We start from the raw sequence: 17,978 nt of genomic DNA, 5'->3' as shown, positions 1-17,978 counted from the left end.
CTCTCCTTGTCAGCTCTCGAATGCTGTCGGCAGGTACTGGTCCACGTTCTCCTTCGTGACCACCGGCGCGTACAGCTGGACGGTCCGCGGCACCTCGACCTCCACCAGGTCGCCGAGCGCCTTCTTCTGCACCAGCAGCCGGGCCAGCCGGACACCGTCGGCCCCCTGCGTGGACGGGTAGATGACGGTGGCCTTGAGCAACGAGTTGCCGGACTTGATGTCCCGCATCACGTTCGCCGAGCCGGCCCCGCCGACCACGAAGAACTCCTTGCGGCCGGAGTTCTTGATCGCGGCCATCACGCCGACGCCCTGGTCGTCGTCGTGGTTCCAGATCGCGTCGATCTTCGGCGCGGCCTGCAGCAGGTTGGCGGCGGCCTTCTCACCGGACTCGACGGTGAACTCGGCGGCCACCCGGTTGCTGACCTTCAGCCCGCAATCGGCGAGTGCCTCCTTGAACCCCTTGCTGCGGTCCTGAGTCAACGGCAGCGAGTCGATCCCGGCGATCTCCGCGACCACCGCGTCCTTCTTCCCCTTCAGCTGCTGGCAGACGTACGTGCCGGCCGACACGCCCATCCCGTGGTTGTCGCCGAGCACCGTCGTACGGGCCGCGAACGGGCTGTCGAACTCACGGTCCACGTTCACCACCGTGATGCCGGCCTCCATCGCCTTCGTCGCGACCGGGGTGAGCGCGGCCCCGTCGAACGGCAGCAGGACGATGGCGTCGACCTTCTGGTTGATGAACGTCTCGACCTGGCTGATCTGCAGGTTCACGTCGTTGGTGCCCTCGGCGACGATCAGCTCGACGTCGGAGTACTTCTTCGCCTCGGCCTGGGTGGCCTTGGTGATCGCACCCATCCAGCCGTGGTCGGCGGCCGGTGCGGAGAACCCGATCTTGACCTTCTTGCCGGGCTCGTCGTTCTTCACCGCGGCCTGCTCGGCCGGCTTGTTGCCGGCGTCCTCCTCGGCCTTCGGGGTGTTGCTGGTGCAGGCCGCCAGTGCGAACACGCTCAGGCCTGCGATCACGAGGGTTCGGGCGGAACTTCGGGACATCGTTGTCCTCCTTCTACGATCCTGTGGAACGTCGCGCCAGGCGCTGCTGGAGGAGGACGGCGATCACGATGATCGCGCCCTTCGCCACCGACTGGGCGGAGATGCTCAGGTTGTTGAGGGTGAAGACGTTGTTCAACGTCGTGAAGATCAGTACGCCGAACACAGTGCCGACGATCGTGCCGCGGCCGCCGGACAGCAGCGTCCCGCCGATCACCACCGCCGCGATCGCGTCGAGTTCGTACAACTGACCGTGGGTGGAGCTCCCCGTGGTCGTCCGTGCCATCAGCATCACCGCGGCGATCCCGCAGCAGAGTCCGGCCAGGACGTACAGCGCCACGGTGTGACGCTGGACCTTGATGCCCGCGAGACGGGCCGCCTCGGCGTTCCCGCCGACGGCGAAGGTACGGCGGCCGAACGTGGTGCGGTTGAGCACCACCCAGCCGGCCGCGGCCACCAGCAGGAAGATCCAGACCAGCACCGGCACGCCGATCAGCGAACCGCCGAAGAAGTCGACGAACGAGTCGACCGTGATGATCTGGGTCTTCCGGTCGGAGATGATCTCGGCCAGGCCGCGGGCCGCCGCGAGCATCGCCAGCGTGGCGATGAACGGCACGATCTTGCCGTAGGCAACCAGCAGGCCGTTGACCAGACCGCACGCGGCGCCGACCGCGAGCGCCGTGGTGACCATCAAGATCCAGTGGTAGTCGGCGGCCAGCTGCTGGGTGGCCAGCGTGGTCGCCCAGACCGACGCCAGCGCGACCATCGCGCCGACGCTCAGGTCGATCCCCCCGCCGGTGATGACGAACGTCATCCCGACGCTGACCACGCCGATCACCGCGGCCAGTCGCAGGATCGTCAGCACGTTCGCTCCGGTCGCGAACGTGTCGCCGGCGGTGACGACGCCGACGATGCACAGCAGCACCAGGGCAACCACGAGCCCGAGGTTGCGCCCGGCGCCGGACCTCAGCAGGTCCGTCGAGCGTCGCGCCGCCGGCTGGGACACGGTGTCCTGCCTGGACGCCGTGGTGCCGCTCTCCTCTGTCGTGATGTCCTCACTCATCACCTCGCACTTCCTTCCATCACCAGGTCGAGCACCTGGTGCTCGTCGATGTCTTGCGCGGGCCCCGTGTGGACGGCACGCCCCTCCCGCAGTACGACGACCCGGTCGGACAGACCGAGCACTTCTTCGACCTCGCTGGAGACCAGCACGATCGCGACCCCGTTGGACGCCAACTGCCGGATCAACGCGTAGATCTCCGAGCGGGCCCCGACGTCGACTCCCCGGGTCGGTTCGTCGAGCAGCAGCACCCGGCAGTCCCGCAGCAACCAGCGCGCCAGCACGACCTTCTGCTGGTTGCCGCCGGACAGGTTGCGCACCGGGTGATCGACACCGGCCGGGCGGACGTCCAGGGCCTTGACCAGCTTGCCCGCGGCCTCCCGCTCGGCCCGGTTGTTCAGGAATCCGGTGCTGGCGAACCGTCCCAGCGTCGACACGGTGATGTTCTTGAACACCGCCTCGTCGAGCAGCAACGCCTGGCTCTTGCGTTCCTCCGGCGCCAGCCCGACCCCGGCCTTGACGGCAGCCTGCACCCTGCCCGGCCGGAGCGTGGCCCCGTCGACCCGCACGAATCCGGTCGCCGGTCGACGCGCGCCGTACACGGTCTCGAGGACTTCGGAACGCCCGGAGCCGACCAGTCCGGCCAGTCCGACGATCTCTCCCGCTCGGACCTCGAAGTCGATGCCGGAGAACTCGCCCGGCCGGGTCAGGCCGACGACCTCCAGGAGGACGGGCGCCGCGGCCGGGACCTCGGTGCGCGGCGGGAAGACGTACTCGATCGACCGCCCGGTCATCAGCTGGATGAGTTCCTTGGTCGGCGTCTCGCGGGCGTCCAGGCCGGTCGCGACGGTCGCGCCGTCCTTCAGCACCGTGACCCGGTCGCCGATCTCCCGGATCTCCTCGAGCCGGTGCGAGATGTAGACGACCGCGACACCGCGATCGGTCAGGCCGCGGATCACCCGGAACAGGTTCGACACCTCTTCCGGGTCGAGCACGGCCGACGGCTCGTCCATCACGATCAGACGGGCGTCGCGGGACAGTGCGCGGGCCATGCTGACGATCTGCTGCCCGGCGGCCGGCAAGGAGCCGACCGTGCGATGCACCGGGATCTCGGCGTGGCCGAGGCCCTGCAGGATCCTGCGCGCCTTCGCGTTCGCCTCGTGGGTCCGGCTGAAGCCGTAGCGGGACGGTTCGTGGCCGAGGAAGACGTTCTCGGCCACGGTCAGCTCCGGCACCAGGTCCAGCTCCTGGTAGATCGCGGCGATGCCCCGCTGGATCGCCGCGGTCGGGCTGTTCAGCTGCACCGGCTCGTCGTTGATCCGGATCGTGCCCGCATCCGGCTGGTGGGCACCGGTCAGCACCCGGATCAGCGTGGACTTGCCGGCGCCGTTCTGCCCGAGCAGGCAGTGCACCTCGCCCGCGCGGACGTCGAGGTCCACGCCGTCCAGCGCGCGGACGCCGGGGAACTCCTTGACGATCCCCGTCATGGTCAGCAGTTCGGTCATGCCACGACCCCGATCCGGGTCGGGTCGACGAAGATCTGGTCGAGCGAGATCTGCGCCCCGCCGCGGACGGCCGCCGCGAAACCGAGCTCCGACCGGACGACCCGGCAGCCGCCGCCGTCCGGTGCGATCACGCGGTCGCGGATCGCCTTCTCCAGAGGTTCCTTCAGCCACGGCCCGAGGACGGCGAAGTAGCCGCCCAGCACGAGCACGTCCGGGTTCAGGATGTTCACCAGGATCGCTCCCCCAATCCCCAGCCAGGTGCCGACGTCCTTCAACGCGGACAGCGTCCGCGTGTCCCCCGCAACGGCTCGCCGGGTGATCCCGGCCAGCCGCTGTTCCACGTCCAGCGACGGGTCCCGCACCGGGTCGTCCCTGTCCGTTGCCTTGTGCAACAGTGCGGTCAGCCCGACGACGGTCTCCCAGCACCCGGTCCGGCCGCAACCGCAGGTCCGCCCGGGCGGGGCGACCGGCATGTGCCCGACCTCGCCGCTGTACCCGCGGCCGCCGCGCAGCAGGTGCCCGTTCGACACCATGCCGCCGCCGACGCCGACCGCTCCGGTGAGCAGGACGAGGTCGTGGGGCGGGCGGTCCTGGCCCGCGTCTGCCGCGCGCTGGAGCTCGGCGTACGCGGCGAGCGCCGCCAGGTTCGCCTCGTTGTCGACGTGCAGTGGGTAGCCGGGGTCGCCCAGCCGGGTCCGCATCTCCTGGGCGACCGAGACCTCGCCCCAGCCCAGGTTCGGTGCGAGCTTCAGCTCGCCGGTCTCGCCCTCGACCAGACCCGGCACCGCCAGCGTCACGCCGGCGAGCTGCCCGCCGCGGGCATCCATCGCCGCGAGCGCCTCCCGGATCAGGTCGGCCAGCCGGTCGAGCGTCTTCGCCGGCTCGAGGTGCGCGACGTCCAGGGGCACGCGCTTCTCCAGCACCACGCGGCCGGCCAGGTCGAGCGCCGCGACCGCCAGGTAGTCGACGTTGATCTCGGCGCCGACCCCGCAGACGCCAGTGCCGTCGAGCTCGACGAGCTGGCCCGGGCGGCCGAGGGCGCGGCTGGAGTCGGCCGAGCCCTCGCGAAGCAGGCCGCGCTCGACGAGTTCGGCGACCAGACTGCTCACGGTCGCCTTGTTCAGGCCGGTCTCCTCGGCGATCCGGGCGCGGGACCGCGGGCCGAGGTCGCGGACGTGCCGCAGGACCACCGAGAGGTTGTTGCGCCGCAGCGACACGTGATCGGCGGCAACGCCCCGGCTTCCCGGGCGGCGGCCGTCGGTCAAGGTCATGCGAGCACCCCCTGTGCAGACTGTGCAGACTTTGTCTGTTGATCCAACAAACTAAGTCCGCGCCTTTTCGTCGTCAAGAGTTCGTAACAGTCGAGTTCTTGCAGCGCTTTGTAGGGTTTTGTACGCTCACGGAGCTTTCTCCTGCCCGCCCCCTCCAGGAGCCCGCCCATGAAGCTCAGTCGTCGTACCCTCCTCGCCGGCACCGCCGCAGTCGCGCTTGCCGGCAAGTCCCAGTTCGCCTTCGCCGCCAGTCCCCCGGGCGACGTCGTCGGCAAAGTCACCGTCGGCTACCAGGGCTGGTTCGCCTGTGCCGGCGACGGCGCCCCGATCAACGGTTGGTGGCACTGGAGCCAGAACTGGGGCCAGCCGCCGTCGCCGACCAACACCGCGATCGTCAGCTGGCCCGACGTCCGCGATTTCACCGCGACGTACCAGACGGCGTACGCCAACCTCGGCAACGGGCAGCCCGCGCGGCTGTTCTCGTCGTACGACCAGCAGACCGTGAACACGCACTTCCAGTGGATGCAGCAGAACGGCTGCGACACGGCCGCGCTGCAGCGGTTCAACCCGACGGGCGGCGAAGGACCGACGCGGGACGCGATGGCGGCGAAGGTGCGCCAGGCCGCGGAGCAGTACGGCCGCAAGTTCTACATCATGTACGACGCGACCGGCTGGACGTCGATGCAGTCCGAGATGAAGGCGGACTGGATCAACAAGATGCGCGCCTACACGTCCTCACCGGCCTACGCGCGCCAGAACGGCAAACCGGTCGTCTGCATCTGGGGCTTCGGCTTCAACGAAGCGAACAAGGCGTGGCCGGCCGACGTGTGTCTCGACGTCGTGAACTGGTTCAAGGGCCAGGGCTGCTACGTCATCGGCGGAGTGCCGACGCACTGGCTGCCGGGCAACGAGGACTCGCGGCCCGGGTACCTGGACGTGTACCACGCGTTCAACATGCTCTCGCCGTGGATGGTCGGCCGGATCAGCGACATCGCGGGCGCGGATCACTACTACAACAACGTCAACCAGCAGGACCAGGCGGACTGCAATGCCCACGGGATCGACTACCAGCCGTGCGTGATCCCCGGCGACCTGCAGTCCGGGCACCGGCGGCACGGCGACCTGATGTGGCGCCAGTTCTACAACCTCACGCGCGTCGGCGTCCAAGGCCTGTACATCTCGATGTTCGACGAGTTCAACGAGGGCAACCAGATCGCCAAGACCGCGGAGACGTCCGCCTGGGTCCCGGCCGGCTCGGGGATCCGCGCTCTCGACGAGGACGGCACGGCCTGTTCCGCCGACTACTACCTGAGGCTGACGAACGACGGCGGACGGATGTTCAAGGGGCAGGCGCCGCTGACCGCGACGCGCCCGACCGTACCGATGCCCGCACCGGGCGCCGGCGTGATCTTCTACGAGCACGTGGATTACGGCGGCGCGGCCGGCGCCGTGCTTGCCAAGGGCAACTACACGCGAGCGCAGTTGCAGGCGGCCGGCATCCCGGACAACTGGGCGTCGTCGGTGCGGGTGCCGGCCGGCTGGACGGTGACGGTCTACGCCGAGGACAACTTCGGCGGGCAGTCGTGGGTACGGACCGCGGACACGCCGAATTTCGTCGCGCTGACGCCGAACGCGAACGACGAGCTGACGTCCTGTTGGATCTCCTAGAACAGCTCCATGCTGTCGGCGGTGGCCGTGATGACCGGGTTGTCGAAGTAGAGGCGGCAGGCGATCGCGTGGCCGGTGCAGGTGAGCAGGGCCGGCCCCGCGGCGTCCACGACCCGGTACGCGACCGGGTGCTCGCAGCGCTCGACCTCACCCTCGTTCTCACGGCCGCACCCGAGGACGTGGCAGGTGACGGTCTCGCCGACGTTCATCAGCGTCAGGCCGTGCTCGGGGCAGACGCCCCAGCCGACACCACACGCCTGGCCCTCGTTCGCGGCCAGGCGGACGAGTTTGCCGGCGGTGACCTCCAGTTTGCTCGCCAGGTCGCGGAACGTGGTCGCGGCCTGGTCGAGGTCACGCCGGAACCGGCGTAGCTCGACGGACTCGGGCATGTTCTGCGTCGCGGCGTGCAGGTCCTCGGCGAGCGTCATCGCCGCGACCGCGATCTCGTCGACCCGGACGGGCGTGTTGAACTGGCGCAGCGTCGCACCGGAGGTGTCCCGCGGCCGGTCGCGCACCTCGGACAGCCACTCCGAACGCCGTACGACGTCCTGCGGCTGATCCAGCTTGATCTCACCGACCTGCTGCCCCGGCTGCCACTCGGGCGACGGTTCAGGGTGAGGAGCTGGTTGCGGAGCGTGACCGTTGGTGCCGTTCGCCGCTGCGCCCCCGCTCTTCGGGAGCCGACTTTCCTGCGCTGTCCGCCCGTTCATAGAGCCTCACTCGTCCCAGTCCCCTGTGGTGCCTCGGTGGCCGATCGTGCCATGCGTCCGGTACCCAGGACCAGAGGAAGAACGACAGCGTGACCCACCGCTCCCCCACTTTCGCAGACAGCAACGAACACCCCCAGCAAAACTGAGGATTCCCCGCCGGAGGGCCACTGAATCACATCGTTCGGGTTACCGAACGCGATCTTTGCATTTCCGCACGGAACGTCGTCACGCGGTCGCTGTCAGCTGTCGACGGAGGAAGTCCACGGTCCGGGTCCGGGCGTGGTACGCCGAATTCGGCGGATCCTCGCGCAACTCGCGGGTGAGCACCGAGTGCGCGGGCCGCCCGTACCCGTCAGGGTTGCCGGATGCCGAGTCCAGCTCGATCACCTCGAACGCGTCGCCGAGTTGCGCACGCAACGTGACGAACCTCTCGGGCGGCGACATCCGATCCCGGCTGAAGCGCAGACCGAGGACGCAGAGCCCGTCGGCCCGGGTCCGCTCCTTGATCTTGTCGAGTTCTTGCGGCGACAGGCCGGGATCCCGCCGCAGCTTCGGCGTCACCGAGAACGGCGTCGACGGCTGGCTCAGCACCGGCGCCGTCACCACGTCCTCGACCGCGGTCGCGAGCGCGAACCCGCCGGAGAAACACATCCCGACCACACCGACGCCGCGGCCCGGCGTCCGCGCGGCCAGATCGGTCGCGACGGCCCGCAGGTACTGCGTGATCGGGCGCTCGGCGTTCGCCGCGAAGCACCGGAACTCCTTCGAGACGCACAACCGCGCGATCACGCCGAGCGTGTAACCAGGGGTCTCGGCGCGTCCCGGCGTACCGAACGGCGACGGGATGACGACGGTGAACCCCTCGCGCACCAGATGCTCGCCGAACGCTGCCACCTCCGGGGTCAACCCGGGAATCTCCGGGATCAGGACGACGCCGGGTCCCTCGCCCTTCTCGAAGCAGTCGTAGGTCAGGCCGGCACCGGCGAACGGCGCCCTCCGCCAGGAGGCCAGATCCGCGGTCATGGCGCGTAGTGTTGCACGGCGCCGCCCGCGGACAGGTCCACGAGCGTGTGGGCGAGGGATCTCGCATCGGCCAGGACCCCGGCCAGGTCCATGGTCGTCAGCCGGCGGTCGCGCACCACGATCTGACCTGCGACGAGGACAGTGACCACGTCGGAGGCTCGGACCGAGTACACGAGTGCGGCGCGGGGATCGTGCAGCGGCTGGTTGTGGGGTGCGCTCAGGTCGACGAGGACGATGTCGGCCTGCCGGCCCGGCTCGAGTACGCCGATGTGGTCGGCGAGCCCGGCAGCCGCCGCACTGCCGCGGGTGGCCAGGCGGAGGGTGTCGGACAGGGTCATCCACTCGGCGTCGTGTTCACGTTGCTTCTGGGTGAGGGCGACCATGCGGATCGCTTCCCAGACGTCGAGGGTGTTGTGCACGGCGGCGCCGTCGGTGCCGATGCCGACGTTGACGCCGGCCGCGCGCAGAGCCTTGATCGGGGTGACTTCGCCCATCGCGAGCTTCAGGTAGACCTTGGGGCAGGACGCGACGGTCGTCCCGGCGTACCGCTCCAGGATCGGCAGGTCGTCCGCGCGGATCCCGCAGCCGTGCGCGACCAGGGCGCCTGCGTCGAGGACACCGGTCCGTTCGAGCACCTGGATCGGTGTGACTCCGTGCTTGTCGAGCGAGGCCTGCGTCTGGTCGTCCGTCTCGGCGGCATGCACGTGGATCCGCAGCCCTTCCGCCCGCGCGAAGTCCGCGGTACGCCGGAGGTCCTGGTCGGTGACCGTGTACGTCGCGTGCGGGCCGAGGCTCGCGGTGATCCGCGGATGCCGGTGCGCGAGCTCCAAGGTCGTGTCGAAGGCCGCGCCGAGGGCTTGCTCACCAGCCGAGGAGAAGAACGTCGGCGCGAGGTCTGCGCGGATCCCGGACTCGACCGCGGCCTCGGCGATCTGGTCGGCGTGGAAATAGTGGTCGGCGAAGGTCGTCACCCCGGCCAGCAACATCTCCGCACACGCCAGCCGAGCCCCGACCCGGACTCGCTCCGGCGTCAGGTTGACCTCCATCGGCCAGATGCGCCGGTTGAACCAGTCCTCGATCGCCAGATCCTCGGCCGCCCCGCGCATCATCACCATCGGACTGTGCGTATGCGAGTTCACCAGCCCAGGCACCGCCAGCAACCCGGTCCCGTCCAGGACCTCGGAAGGTGCCGCAGGGTCGGTCGTCTGCACAGCATGAGTTCCCGTCGGCGCGACGGACACGATCCGGTCGTCCTCGACCAGGATGTCCTGCGCCTCGTCGACGCGGCACTCACCCTCCTCGGGCACGACCAGCACGGACACGTTGCGGACCACCAGTCGCGCCATTCGTCCTCCCGCCTCGTCGACGTACAGCATCTTGTCCAATCAGAGGTCCATCGGTGGCAGTCAAGGACTGAAGAGGCCGCATCGGTCCACTTCGGGATCAGACGATCAAGTGGGCCGGGTGTCAAGGACTCGCCAGTGGACGATATAGTCCTCTACTGAGTGCGAAGCAGGGAGGACGTAGCGATGCGACCCGACGGAACGGGGTACCACCTCGCCGACGGCAGGTTGACGGTGCCCGCGGTCGGCCGGCCAGTCGATCTGAGTGTCACGGCGGCCTTGTTCGGTGGTGACGACTCGGATGTGGTGCTGGCCAGCTGGAGCAGCACCGGGACGAGTTGCCTGCGCTCGCAGGACGGGCGAATGACCCTGCCCGTGCAGACGCAGCCGGTGATGCTCAACTCGCTTCCGAGCAGCGTGCGTATTCGAGTGCGCGCCGCGGCGCCACTCCAGGACGCCGACGGTGCCTGGCGGCTCGTTCTCCACTTCCGGGATCGGGCCGGAGCGGGCCTCACCTGGCAGTCCGACCTACCTCCCGAGGCATTCGGCGAGGGCTGGCCGGCTCCGCTGGCGGATCTGCTGACCATCGACGGCGCGGTTGCTGAACCAGATCCCGCACCCCGGCCGACAGTGTCTGTCGTCCACCACCCTGAAGACGAGTACTACGAGCTGCTCGTCGACGGCCACCAGGCTGGGCTTCTCGTGTACCACGTGATCGGCTCGCAGCTGTCGATCACGCATACCGTCGTCGAACCGACGTACCGCGGACAAGGACTCTCCTGGGTGCTGGTCGGCCGCGCTCTCGACGACATCCGCACGCGGGAGGTGACAGTATCGAACTACTGCGCGGTCGTGCGCCGTTTCGTCGAGAAGAATCCTGAGTACGGCGACATCCTCGCCAGACCACGGACGGCCTGACGCATGGTGAAACTCTAGGTGCCGGCGCCGGCCGGTTTCGCGTGCGCTCGGACCGAGTCCATCGCGAGCTCGAGCGCGATCCGCATCGGGGCGGGATCACGGGCCGCCTGGGCAAGGACGTATCCGCCCTGCAGTGCGGCCATGATGCCCGTCGCCAGCGTCGCCGGGTCGGCGTCCTCGGACAGCGTGTCGTTGGCCTTCATCCGCTCGAGCGCGGCGGTCAGTAGGGAGATCCACGATGTCAGGTGCGCCTCGAGATCGATGCGCGCCGCCTCGTCCTGGTCGGAGAGCTCGGTCGAGAGGGATCCGAGTTCGCAGCCCAGCGCTCCACGGCGTGCGGTGACCCGCTGGAGGATGGCCCTGCACCATCGGTCGAGCCCGTTGAACGAGTCGACTCTGCGCAGATACTGCTCCTCGCGCTCGAGCACCCGGCCGCCCCGCAGTGCGATCACCGCCTGGACCAAAGCGCTCTTGTCGCTGAAATGCCGGTAGAACTGTGACTTGCTCGTGCCGCTCGCCGCGGTCACCTCGTCGAGCGTGGTCGCCGCGGCGCCTTTGAGAGACATCAGCTCATCGGCCGCAGCGACGATACGGGCTCGCGTCGCCGCACCGCGGGCGGTCAGCCGGCGATCGAGCTCGTTCACAGTCTCGGGCACGCAAAGAGCTTATCGGGACGGAGCAACGATTGCTGGCGCCGGACGGCGTAAGCAATGCCGCCGTGCCCGACACCAACCACTCGTGCACAGCCGGCAGACCGCCGGCCGATCGACAGGAGGTCGCATGAGCGAAGTCAGTCGGGAGTACTACGGCAGTTACAGCGTGGACGACGAGGACCAGCTCCAGTTCGCGGACACGCTCGACGGGCGCGGCGTCGCCGATCTTCTCGACGAGGGTTACTCACCGCCGGAGAGGTGGTCGGCCGGCGAGGGCTTCGGCACGACCGCGGCGGAGGCGTTGCAGGGCGAGACCTTCGAGCAGCGGCTGGCCCAGGAGGAGCCGGACATCGATCCGTACGCGGTACCCCCGGAGTACGTCGACGGCCCGGAGGTCGGCCACGATCGTGCCGGTCGTCTGGTCGCCCCGGACGAAGGGTCGCACTTCGATCGTGACGAAGAGCTCGTCGCGGCCGACGTCGGCATCGACGGCGGCGCCGCGAGCGCCGAGGAAGCCGCGATCCACCTTGTCGACGATGAACCGGTGGCGCTCGATGAGATCGGCTGATCAGCGATGAGGACCCTGGTCAACGACACCGATCGCGACGTGACCGTGGTCGAGAACGACGAGTCGCGCAGGTACGAGTTGCTTGTCGCGGGCACGATCGTCGGGACCCTCGACTTCCGCATCCTCGGTCGGCGACGTGTCCTGGGGCACACCGAAATCGCCGCCGACCAGCGTGGCCGCGGACTCGGCACCGAGCTGATCAAAGCGGTTCTCGACGACCTGATCGCCCATGGAGTCCGTGTCACGAACTACTGCCCGGCGGTCGACCGCTTTCTCCGCGCCCAGCCGGAGTACCTCGTGGTGCTCGACGCGTCACACCCACCGCTACATCCGCACGCCGCGCCATTGCAGCAGCTCGTACACGCCCAGCACACCAGGCTCCGAGAGCTCGCCGAACGCGCTCAGGATCCGGGCCTGGACGGATTCGAAAGGCGTCGGGTCACGGACCAGTTCACCGCTGTCGCCGCGCAACACGCCGCGGCCGTCGCCGATGTCCTGCTGCCCGCGGCCAGGAGATTGCCCGGCGACGAGGCAGCCCTGCTGCTCGAGAATCTCAAACAGTTCGAGCAAGCATTGCGAGTGCTCAAAGGCAGGGCGTACGGCGACGCGCGCTTCCTGGACCTGAGCGCAGCCGAGACGTGGCGAGAGGCCCGACGCCTCCTGAGCGAGCACGAATCTACCGCGGCGCGGATCGTCTTCGCTCTCGAGCGACTCCATGATGGCGACGGCGCCACGGAGCTGGCGCGATCCTTGGCGAAACGGCAGTGGACGTCGCCGACGCGGCCGCACCCCAACTCGCCGCACGCCGGAGTCGCCGGCCGACTGGCACACCAACTGTGGCGCATCGCCGACTCGACCTGGGACGAGCTGGAAGGACGTGGGCTTCCGAGCGAGTCGGCCGAGCACGCGAATCAGCATTCCGCCTTCTCCCACTACCTGTTCGGCACGCCTGACGAGGCACCTCACACCCATCCGGATCCCGGGAAGCCGTAAGGCCGGGCCCGCCGACCGGCACACAGGTAGGGACCATCCGGGCCACCCCGGCCCGGAACGAATCGAGGGGAAACCCGATGAGCGCATACTTCGAAGGCCGCAAGCTGATCGTGATCGGTGGGAGCAGCGGCATGGGTCGGCAGACTGCTGCCGAGGTTGTCGGGCAAGGCGGCAAGGCAGTCATCGTCGGGCGTCAGCAGGCGAAGGTCGACCAGACCGTCGCTGAGCTCGGCCAGAAGGGCGAGACTTGGGGCATCACCGCCGACCTGGCGGACCGCAAACAGGTGGAGGACGTGCAGGAGCAACTCGCCGCCGAGCACGCCGACGCGACGCTGCTGGTCAACGCGGCCGGATTCTTCATTCCCAAGGGCTTTCTCGACTACGGCCAGGACGACTACGACGCCTACCTGGAGCTGAGCCGGGCGACGTTCTTCCTGACCCAGACAGTGGTTCGCGGGATGAAGGCGAGCGGCTCCGGCGGTGCGATCGCCAACATCGGCAGCATGTGGGCCCATCAGGCCGTGGCGGCGACGCCGGCGACCGGCTACTCGATGGCGAAGGCCGGCCTGCACGCACTGACCCACAACCTGGCCATGGAACTGGCGGCCGACGGCATTCGCGTCAACGCCGTTGCTCCCGCGGTGGTGGCCACACCGTTGTACGAGGGATTCGTCCCGGCAGACCAACTCGAGGAGACGGTGAAGGGATTCGACGCCTTCCATCCCTTGGGACGGGTCGGGACAGCCCAGGACATCGCGTCCGCGATCGTGTTCCTCCTTTCTCCGGAGGCCAGTTGGATCACCGGCGCGATCCTCAACGTCGACGGCGGCGTCATGGCCGGGCGCAACTGAACCTGTGCCGGCCGAACCCCGCCGAACGACTGTGGAGTGCCATGACGAGTTTTCGGACCGTGTCCGCCGGCGGGCTGCAGGTCTTCTACCGCGAGGCGGGCACGGCGGGAGCGCCGAAACTCCTGCTGCTCGGCGGATTCCCGTCCTCGTCGCACCAGTTCCGGAACCTGATGCCGGCGCTTGCGGACAGGTTCCACCTGGTCTCGATCGACTACCCCGGCTTCGGGAACACCGAGCTGCCCGATCCCGCGCGGTGGGACTACAGCTTCGACCATCTCGCGGAGATCGTCGACGAGTCGCTGCTGGCGATCGACTTCACCGGGCCGATGGGGCTGTACATGCAGGACTACGGCGGTCAGATCGGGAACCGGCTGATCTCGCTCCATCCGGACTGGCTGGAGTGGCAGGTCATCCAGAACTCCAACCTCTACGACGAGGGCTTCACCGAGATCTGGGACGGGATCCGTCAGGACTTCTGGGTCGAGCGCACCCGGCGGACAGAGGCGCCGGTCGAGGCATTGCTCGAACCGGAGGCGGTGAAGGCGATCTACCTGACCGGCCATCGCGATCCGGCGAAGATCAGCCCGGACAACTGGAACCTGGACCTGCACTTCCTGGCCCGCCCGAACGCCCGCAGGGTGCAACTCGATCTCCTCTACGACTACCGGACGAACGCGGCGCAGTATCCCGCCTGGCAGCGACGGCTGCGCCGCGACCAGCCCAAGACGCTGATCTTCTGGGGCCGAGGTGACATCTTCTTCACCCCGGCCGGCGGCGAGGCCTATCTGCGTGACCTCCCCGACGCGAAGCTGGTCCGCCTCGACTCCGGACACTTCGCAACCGAGGACTGCCTGCAGGAGATCGTCGACGGCATCAACAGCTTCTACGACGAGACCGTCAAGTAGACCGGAAGGACGACAATGCGCGCGACGATCGGCACGTTGAACGACAGCCCGACTCCCGACGTCGGGTAACCGTCGATCACACCGACGCGCCCCGGACCGGTCAGTCGAACTCGTAGCGTTGCTCGCGCCACGGGTCACCGTGATTGTGGTACCCCGCTCCCTCCCAGAAGCCCGGCTCGTCCCGCACCAGCAGCCGCAGTCCGTTGAGCCACTTGGCCGACTTCCAGAAGTACAACTGCGGGACGAGCAGACGGGCAGGACCGCCGTGCAGCGCTCCGAGATCCTCTCCCCCGTACCGGTAGACGATCCAGGCCTTCCCGCCGCGGAGCTCGGACAACGGCAGATTGGTGGTGTATCCGCCGTAGCAGGTGGCCATCGCGTGGGTCGCATCCGTGGTCACGCCGGCGAGGATCACATCGACGGAGACGCCCTCCCAGTGAGTGTCGAATTTCGACCACCTGGTGACGCAGTGGATGTCGGTGACGACCGGCTCGGACGGAAGATCGAGGAGTTCGTGCCACCGCCAGCGTCGCTCCTCGCCGGTCTCCGAGGTGAGCGTGAACACCCATGTGTCCTTGGGGATCAGCGGAGTCGGACTCGCCGACAGCACCGGGAAACCGTCGGTGAGGTGCTGGCCGGGTGGGAGCCTGGGATCGTCGGACCGGCCTTTGCTACCGAACCCGCGGTTGACGACTGCCATCCGGTCCTCCCCTGCCGGCCGATCTGTCGGGCTGCTCGTCGACACCGATCAGGCGATTCGCTGCTCCGGCAGGTACCCGGCGTCGACCAACGCGGCGCGCAGTTTCCGGCGGGCGTCGAACATCGTCTTGTAGATCGCATTATGGGTCGCGCCGAGCTGATCGGCGAGCACCGTGGTGGGCATCCCGTTCAGCACCAGAGCGACGAACACCGTCCGTTGCTTGGCTGTCAGCCTCTCGTCGACGGCACGGCGTACGGCGTTCAGCAGGTCCCGGCCCTCGGCGTACGCCTCCGGGCCGATGCCGAGCCGGGCCGGAAGGCGGCCCCAGTCCTCCTCGTCGAACGCGACACCGGCTCGCTGCCAGAAGTGCCGGTTGACCTTGGCGGCCACGTCGAAGATCACGAACTTGTACGCCCAGGTGGTGAACTTGCAGTCACCGCGGAAGGTCTCGATCTTGCCGCAGATCGCCAGCAGCGCGTCGGCCGCGGCCTGGTGCGCGAGGTCGTCCAGCTCCGGTCCGGCGAGTCGCAGCCTGGTCGCCCGCCGGCCGACCTCCGCTCGCGCGGCGCGCAGCAGGATCTCGTACAGGCGCCGGCTGGCAAGCTCGCGCCGCTCTCCCGCGCTGCTCAGGTCGCGAACCCAGGCACAGTTCTCCAGGGCCACGTCGATGGAGACGACCTGCACCTGGGAGGACTCGGAAGCTTGGCTCTTCATGGATCTCCGGCGATCAGCGGAACACGGTGACCCCACAGGTGCGGCACGGCGGTGTGGCGCATCCCGGATCAGCAAGATGGACGATACCGTCCATTCATGACTCCGTCCACTCCGCCTAGATAAGGCCATCACGGCTGTTCAGGTGAGCCGTAAATGGTCTATCTCGTCCCGTTTTCTGTGGAACGCTGCGGCCGGGGGTGCCGTGGAGGATCAGGGCCGCCGTCGCAGACACGCCGGCACCCGATCACGCATAGCGGCCCTCGAACGTCACGCCGTCCTGGAGCCCGGTGAAGCTGACTCCGACGATCCGTGTGTCCTCGACGATCCAGCGAAGCGCGTAGCAGGCCCGATAGCTCGGCGGCCAGAACGAGCAGAACCTGCCCTGGCCATCGACGTACCATTCCCCCGCGCTGTCATGTCCTCGCTCGGTGTACGTGGTCTGCCCGTCGATCGTGAAGATCTGCGTCGCACCGTCGGAGTAGACGAACCGGCCGGCCGTCACCGCCTTCGGGATGTCAGCCGCGGCAACCGCCGCACCGTCGGTCGTGTCGAAGTCCTGCAGTCTGTCACTCATCGCGCTCGGGCCTCCATTTCGAGTCTGTACGACTCCTTGGTGGCCGTCGATCCCCTCGTGCTTACGGGTCGAGATCGGACGTGTCGCTGAATGGATCGTGGTTCTGCACGGCGGCCAGCAGTCCGTCGGCGTCGTCCGCACAGGCTTCGCAGGCAGCCAGGTGCGCCGCGAGTCCGGGATAGTGGTCGGCGGCGTCGACTCCGGCTGCGAGAAGCTCGGCATAGAGGTGCAGAACAGCCGTCGCCTCGTCACACCCGACGTCGTCCGGGTCTGTGGCGAGGAATCGCTCGAGCCCCTCCCGCCAGCCGGTCACTGTTCACCTCTAGCAGTCGATCAGAAAGCCGCGTTGTCGCCGATGTCCTGTCCGGATAACCGTTGGTGTTCGGACGGGAACGGATCTTACGTCCTGCTTGCAGCCAAGTGCCGCTTCTGGTGGTAAGACGTCGAGTGTGCGGTGCCGCGAATGGTTACGAGCCGACAGTGCCGTGTCGGCGAAGGACTGGATACGAGGAGGTGCCTGATGAGGGCAATCGTGGTGACCGACCAGGCAGCAGGAACAGCCGGCATGACGCTCGCGGAGCGGCCGGAGCCGTCGGCGGCGATCAACGACGTTGTCGTCGAGGTCCAGGCGTCGGGTTACGTTCCGACCGAGCTCGAGTGGCCCTCGACCTGGACCGACCGCGCCGGCCGGGACCGAGCACCGTCGATCCTCGGGCACGAGCTGGCGGGTGTGGTCACCGAGCTCGGCTACGGCACGACAGGTCTGTCGGTCGGTCAACGGGTGTTCGGCCTCGCGGACTGGCATCGCGACGGCACGCTGGCGGAGTACGTGGCGATCGAGGCACGCAACGTCGCGCCGCTCCCGGGTGACGTCGACTTCACCGTGGGGGCGAGCCTGCCCATCTCGGGACTGACGGCCTGGCAGGGCCTGTTTCAGCACGGCCGCCTCCAATCGGGGCAGAGCGTCCTCGCCCACGGCGCGGCCGGTGCCGTCGGCACGATGGTGACGCAGCTCGCCCGCGAGTTCGGCGCCTACGTCATCGGCACCGGACGCGCCGCGGACCGTGACAAGGCACTCGACTTCGGTGCGCACGAGTTCGTCGACCTCGCCAACGACTCGCTGGACGACGTCGGGCCGGTCGACCTGGTGTTCGACGTGATCGGCGGAGACGTCCAGAAGAGCTCCGCGGCCCGGATCAAACCCGGTGGGACGCTGGTGACCGTCGTGGGCCCGCCCGAGGCGCGGCCGGCGGACGGGCTGGCGATCGACTTCGTCGTCGAGGCGGACCGGGGCCAGCTGACCGAGATCGTCCAGCGGGTTCGGGACGGGCGGCTGCGGACGAACATCGGCACCGTCGCAACGCTCGACGACGCGGTGGCCACCTTCAACTCGACCGAACGGCTGAAGGGCAAGACGATCGTCCGCCTTCGCTCGTAGCTGACCGGCTTCCGAGGCAACGGTGCTGAAGGACAAC

19 protein-coding genes are annotated in these 17,978 nt (G+C 68.5%); 7 read left to right on the top strand and 12 right to left on the bottom strand.

All coding sequences use genetic code 11. The features are described 5' to 3' along the window. Window positions 1-9 precede the first annotated feature (9 nt). The 4 genes from ABZX12_RS10450 to ABZX12_RS10435 are packed head-to-tail and all read right to left on the bottom strand — an operon-like array spanning window position 10 to window position 4,883. Window positions 10-1,050 (bottom strand): substrate-binding domain-containing protein, encoded by a 1,041-nt coding sequence (locus ABZX12_RS10450; protein ID WP_355691802.1) that lies wholly within the window; start codon window positions 1,048-1,050, stop codon window positions 10-12. Window positions 1,051-1,063: 13 nt separating this feature from the next. Next, complete coding sequence (locus ABZX12_RS10445; protein WP_355691800.1) at window positions 1,064-2,110, bottom strand: ABC transporter permease; 1,047 nt, start codon at window positions 2,108-2,110, stop codon at window positions 1,064-1,066. Further along, window positions 2,110-3,612 (bottom strand): sugar ABC transporter ATP-binding protein, encoded by a 1,503-nt coding sequence (locus tag ABZX12_RS10440; RefSeq protein ID WP_355691798.1) that lies wholly within the window; start codon window positions 3,610-3,612, stop codon window positions 2,110-2,112. Before ABZX12_RS10440 ends, ABZX12_RS10445 begins: the two co-directional genes overlap by 1 nt. Continuing rightward, window positions 3,609-4,883: an ROK family transcriptional regulator gene (locus ABZX12_RS10435; RefSeq protein WP_355691796.1), complete on the bottom strand. Its 1,275-nt coding sequence runs from the start codon at window positions 4,881-4,883 to the stop codon at window positions 3,609-3,611. The genes ABZX12_RS10440 and ABZX12_RS10435 overlap by 4 nt, the downstream gene beginning before the upstream one ends. Window positions 4,884-5,051: 168 nt before the next feature. On the opposite strand from ABZX12_RS10435, the gene ABZX12_RS10430 reads away from it, so the two are divergent. Then, entirely contained in the window at window positions 5,052-6,551 is a 1,500-nt protein-coding gene (locus ABZX12_RS10430) for a lectin (RefSeq protein WP_355691794.1), read from the top strand. Here the strand turns inward: ABZX12_RS10430 and ABZX12_RS10425 are convergent. The 3 genes from ABZX12_RS10425 to ABZX12_RS10415 form a co-directional block, all read right to left on the bottom strand. Beyond that, window positions 6,548-7,261 carry a hypothetical protein gene (locus ABZX12_RS10425; RefSeq protein WP_355691793.1) on the bottom strand — a complete coding sequence of 238 codons (714 nt, stop codon included), beginning with the start codon at window positions 7,259-7,261 and terminating at the stop codon, window positions 6,548-6,550. The two genes, ABZX12_RS10430 and ABZX12_RS10425, sit on opposite strands and share 4 nt — an antisense overlap. 225 nt (window positions 7,262-7,486) lie before the next feature. Next, the gene (locus tag ABZX12_RS10420) at window positions 7,487-8,284 is read right to left on the bottom strand and encodes a dienelactone hydrolase family protein (RefSeq protein ID WP_355691791.1); all 798 of its coding nucleotides are present in this window, start codon (window positions 8,282-8,284) and stop codon (window positions 7,487-7,489) included. Continuing rightward, window positions 8,281-9,660: an amidohydrolase gene (locus tag ABZX12_RS10415; protein ID WP_355692843.1), complete on the bottom strand. Its 1,380-nt coding sequence runs from the start codon at window positions 9,658-9,660 to the stop codon at window positions 8,281-8,283. Before ABZX12_RS10415 ends, ABZX12_RS10420 begins: the two co-directional genes overlap by 4 nt. A gap of 153 nt (window positions 9,661-9,813) precedes the next feature. On the opposite strand from ABZX12_RS10415, the gene ABZX12_RS10410 reads away from it, so the two are divergent. Further along, window positions 9,814-10,545: a GNAT family N-acetyltransferase gene (locus tag ABZX12_RS10410; protein WP_355691789.1), complete on the top strand. Its 732-nt coding sequence runs from the start codon at window positions 9,814-9,816 to the stop codon at window positions 10,543-10,545. Between the two features lie 14 nt (window positions 10,546-10,559). Here ABZX12_RS10410 and ABZX12_RS10405 read toward each other — a convergent pair whose 3' ends face one another. Continuing rightward, on the bottom strand, window positions 10,560-11,201 hold the full coding sequence (locus tag ABZX12_RS10405; protein WP_355691788.1) for a TetR/AcrR family transcriptional regulator: 642 nt from the start codon (window positions 11,199-11,201) through the stop codon (window positions 10,560-10,562). Between the two features lie 124 nt (window positions 11,202-11,325). Between ABZX12_RS10405 and ABZX12_RS10400 the strand changes: the two genes are divergently transcribed. From ABZX12_RS10400 to ABZX12_RS10385, 4 genes are all read left to right on the top strand, one after another. Continuing rightward, window positions 11,326-11,766: a DUF5709 domain-containing protein gene (locus ABZX12_RS10400; protein WP_355691786.1), complete on the top strand. Its 441-nt coding sequence runs from the start codon at window positions 11,326-11,328 to the stop codon at window positions 11,764-11,766. Between the two features lie 6 nt (window positions 11,767-11,772). After that, on the top strand, window positions 11,773-12,759 hold the full coding sequence (locus ABZX12_RS10395) for a GNAT family N-acetyltransferase (protein ID WP_355691784.1): 987 nt from the start codon (window positions 11,773-11,775) through the stop codon (window positions 12,757-12,759). Between the two features lie 77 nt (window positions 12,760-12,836). Next, complete coding sequence (locus tag ABZX12_RS10390; protein WP_355691782.1) at window positions 12,837-13,610, top strand: SDR family oxidoreductase; 774 nt, start codon at window positions 12,837-12,839, stop codon at window positions 13,608-13,610. Between the two features lie 41 nt (window positions 13,611-13,651). Next, entirely contained in the window at window positions 13,652-14,515 is an 864-nt protein-coding gene (locus tag ABZX12_RS10385; protein WP_355691780.1) for an alpha/beta fold hydrolase, read from the top strand. Between the two features lie 100 nt (window positions 14,516-14,615). Here ABZX12_RS10385 and ABZX12_RS10380 read toward each other — a convergent pair whose 3' ends face one another. From ABZX12_RS10380 to ABZX12_RS10365, 4 genes are all read right to left on the bottom strand, one after another. Next, window positions 14,616-15,215: a molybdopterin-dependent oxidoreductase gene (locus ABZX12_RS10380; RefSeq protein ID WP_355691778.1), complete on the bottom strand. Its 600-nt coding sequence runs from the start codon at window positions 15,213-15,215 to the stop codon at window positions 14,616-14,618. Window positions 15,216-15,263: 48 nt separating this feature from the next. Next, window positions 15,264-15,929, bottom strand: coding sequence for a sigma-70 family RNA polymerase sigma factor (locus ABZX12_RS10375; protein WP_355691776.1), 666 nt, complete (start codon window positions 15,927-15,929; stop codon window positions 15,264-15,266). Between the two features lie 244 nt (window positions 15,930-16,173). Then, on the bottom strand, window positions 16,174-16,503 hold the full coding sequence (locus ABZX12_RS10370) for a hypothetical protein (protein ID WP_355691774.1): 330 nt from the start codon (window positions 16,501-16,503) through the stop codon (window positions 16,174-16,176). Window positions 16,504-16,564: 61 nt separating this feature from the next. Further along, window positions 16,565-16,816 carry a hypothetical protein gene (locus ABZX12_RS10365; RefSeq protein ID WP_355691773.1) on the bottom strand — a complete coding sequence of 84 codons (252 nt, stop codon included), beginning with the start codon at window positions 16,814-16,816 and terminating at the stop codon, window positions 16,565-16,567. Window positions 16,817-17,023: 207 nt separating this feature from the next. Between ABZX12_RS10365 and ABZX12_RS10360 the strand changes: the two genes are divergently transcribed. Further along, the gene (locus tag ABZX12_RS10360) at window positions 17,024-17,941 is read left to right on the top strand and encodes an NADP-dependent oxidoreductase (RefSeq protein ID WP_355691772.1); all 918 of its coding nucleotides are present in this window, start codon (window positions 17,024-17,026) and stop codon (window positions 17,939-17,941) included. Window positions 17,942-17,978: the final 37 nt, after the last annotated feature.

Source organism: Kribbella sp. NPDC003505, assembly GCF_040610875.1.
Taxonomy (GTDB): domain Bacteria; phylum Actinomycetota; class Actinomycetes; order Propionibacteriales; family Kribbellaceae; genus Kribbella.
Note: the sequence above shows the minus strand (reverse complement) of the source record. Positions and strands in the feature narration are given on the sequence as shown.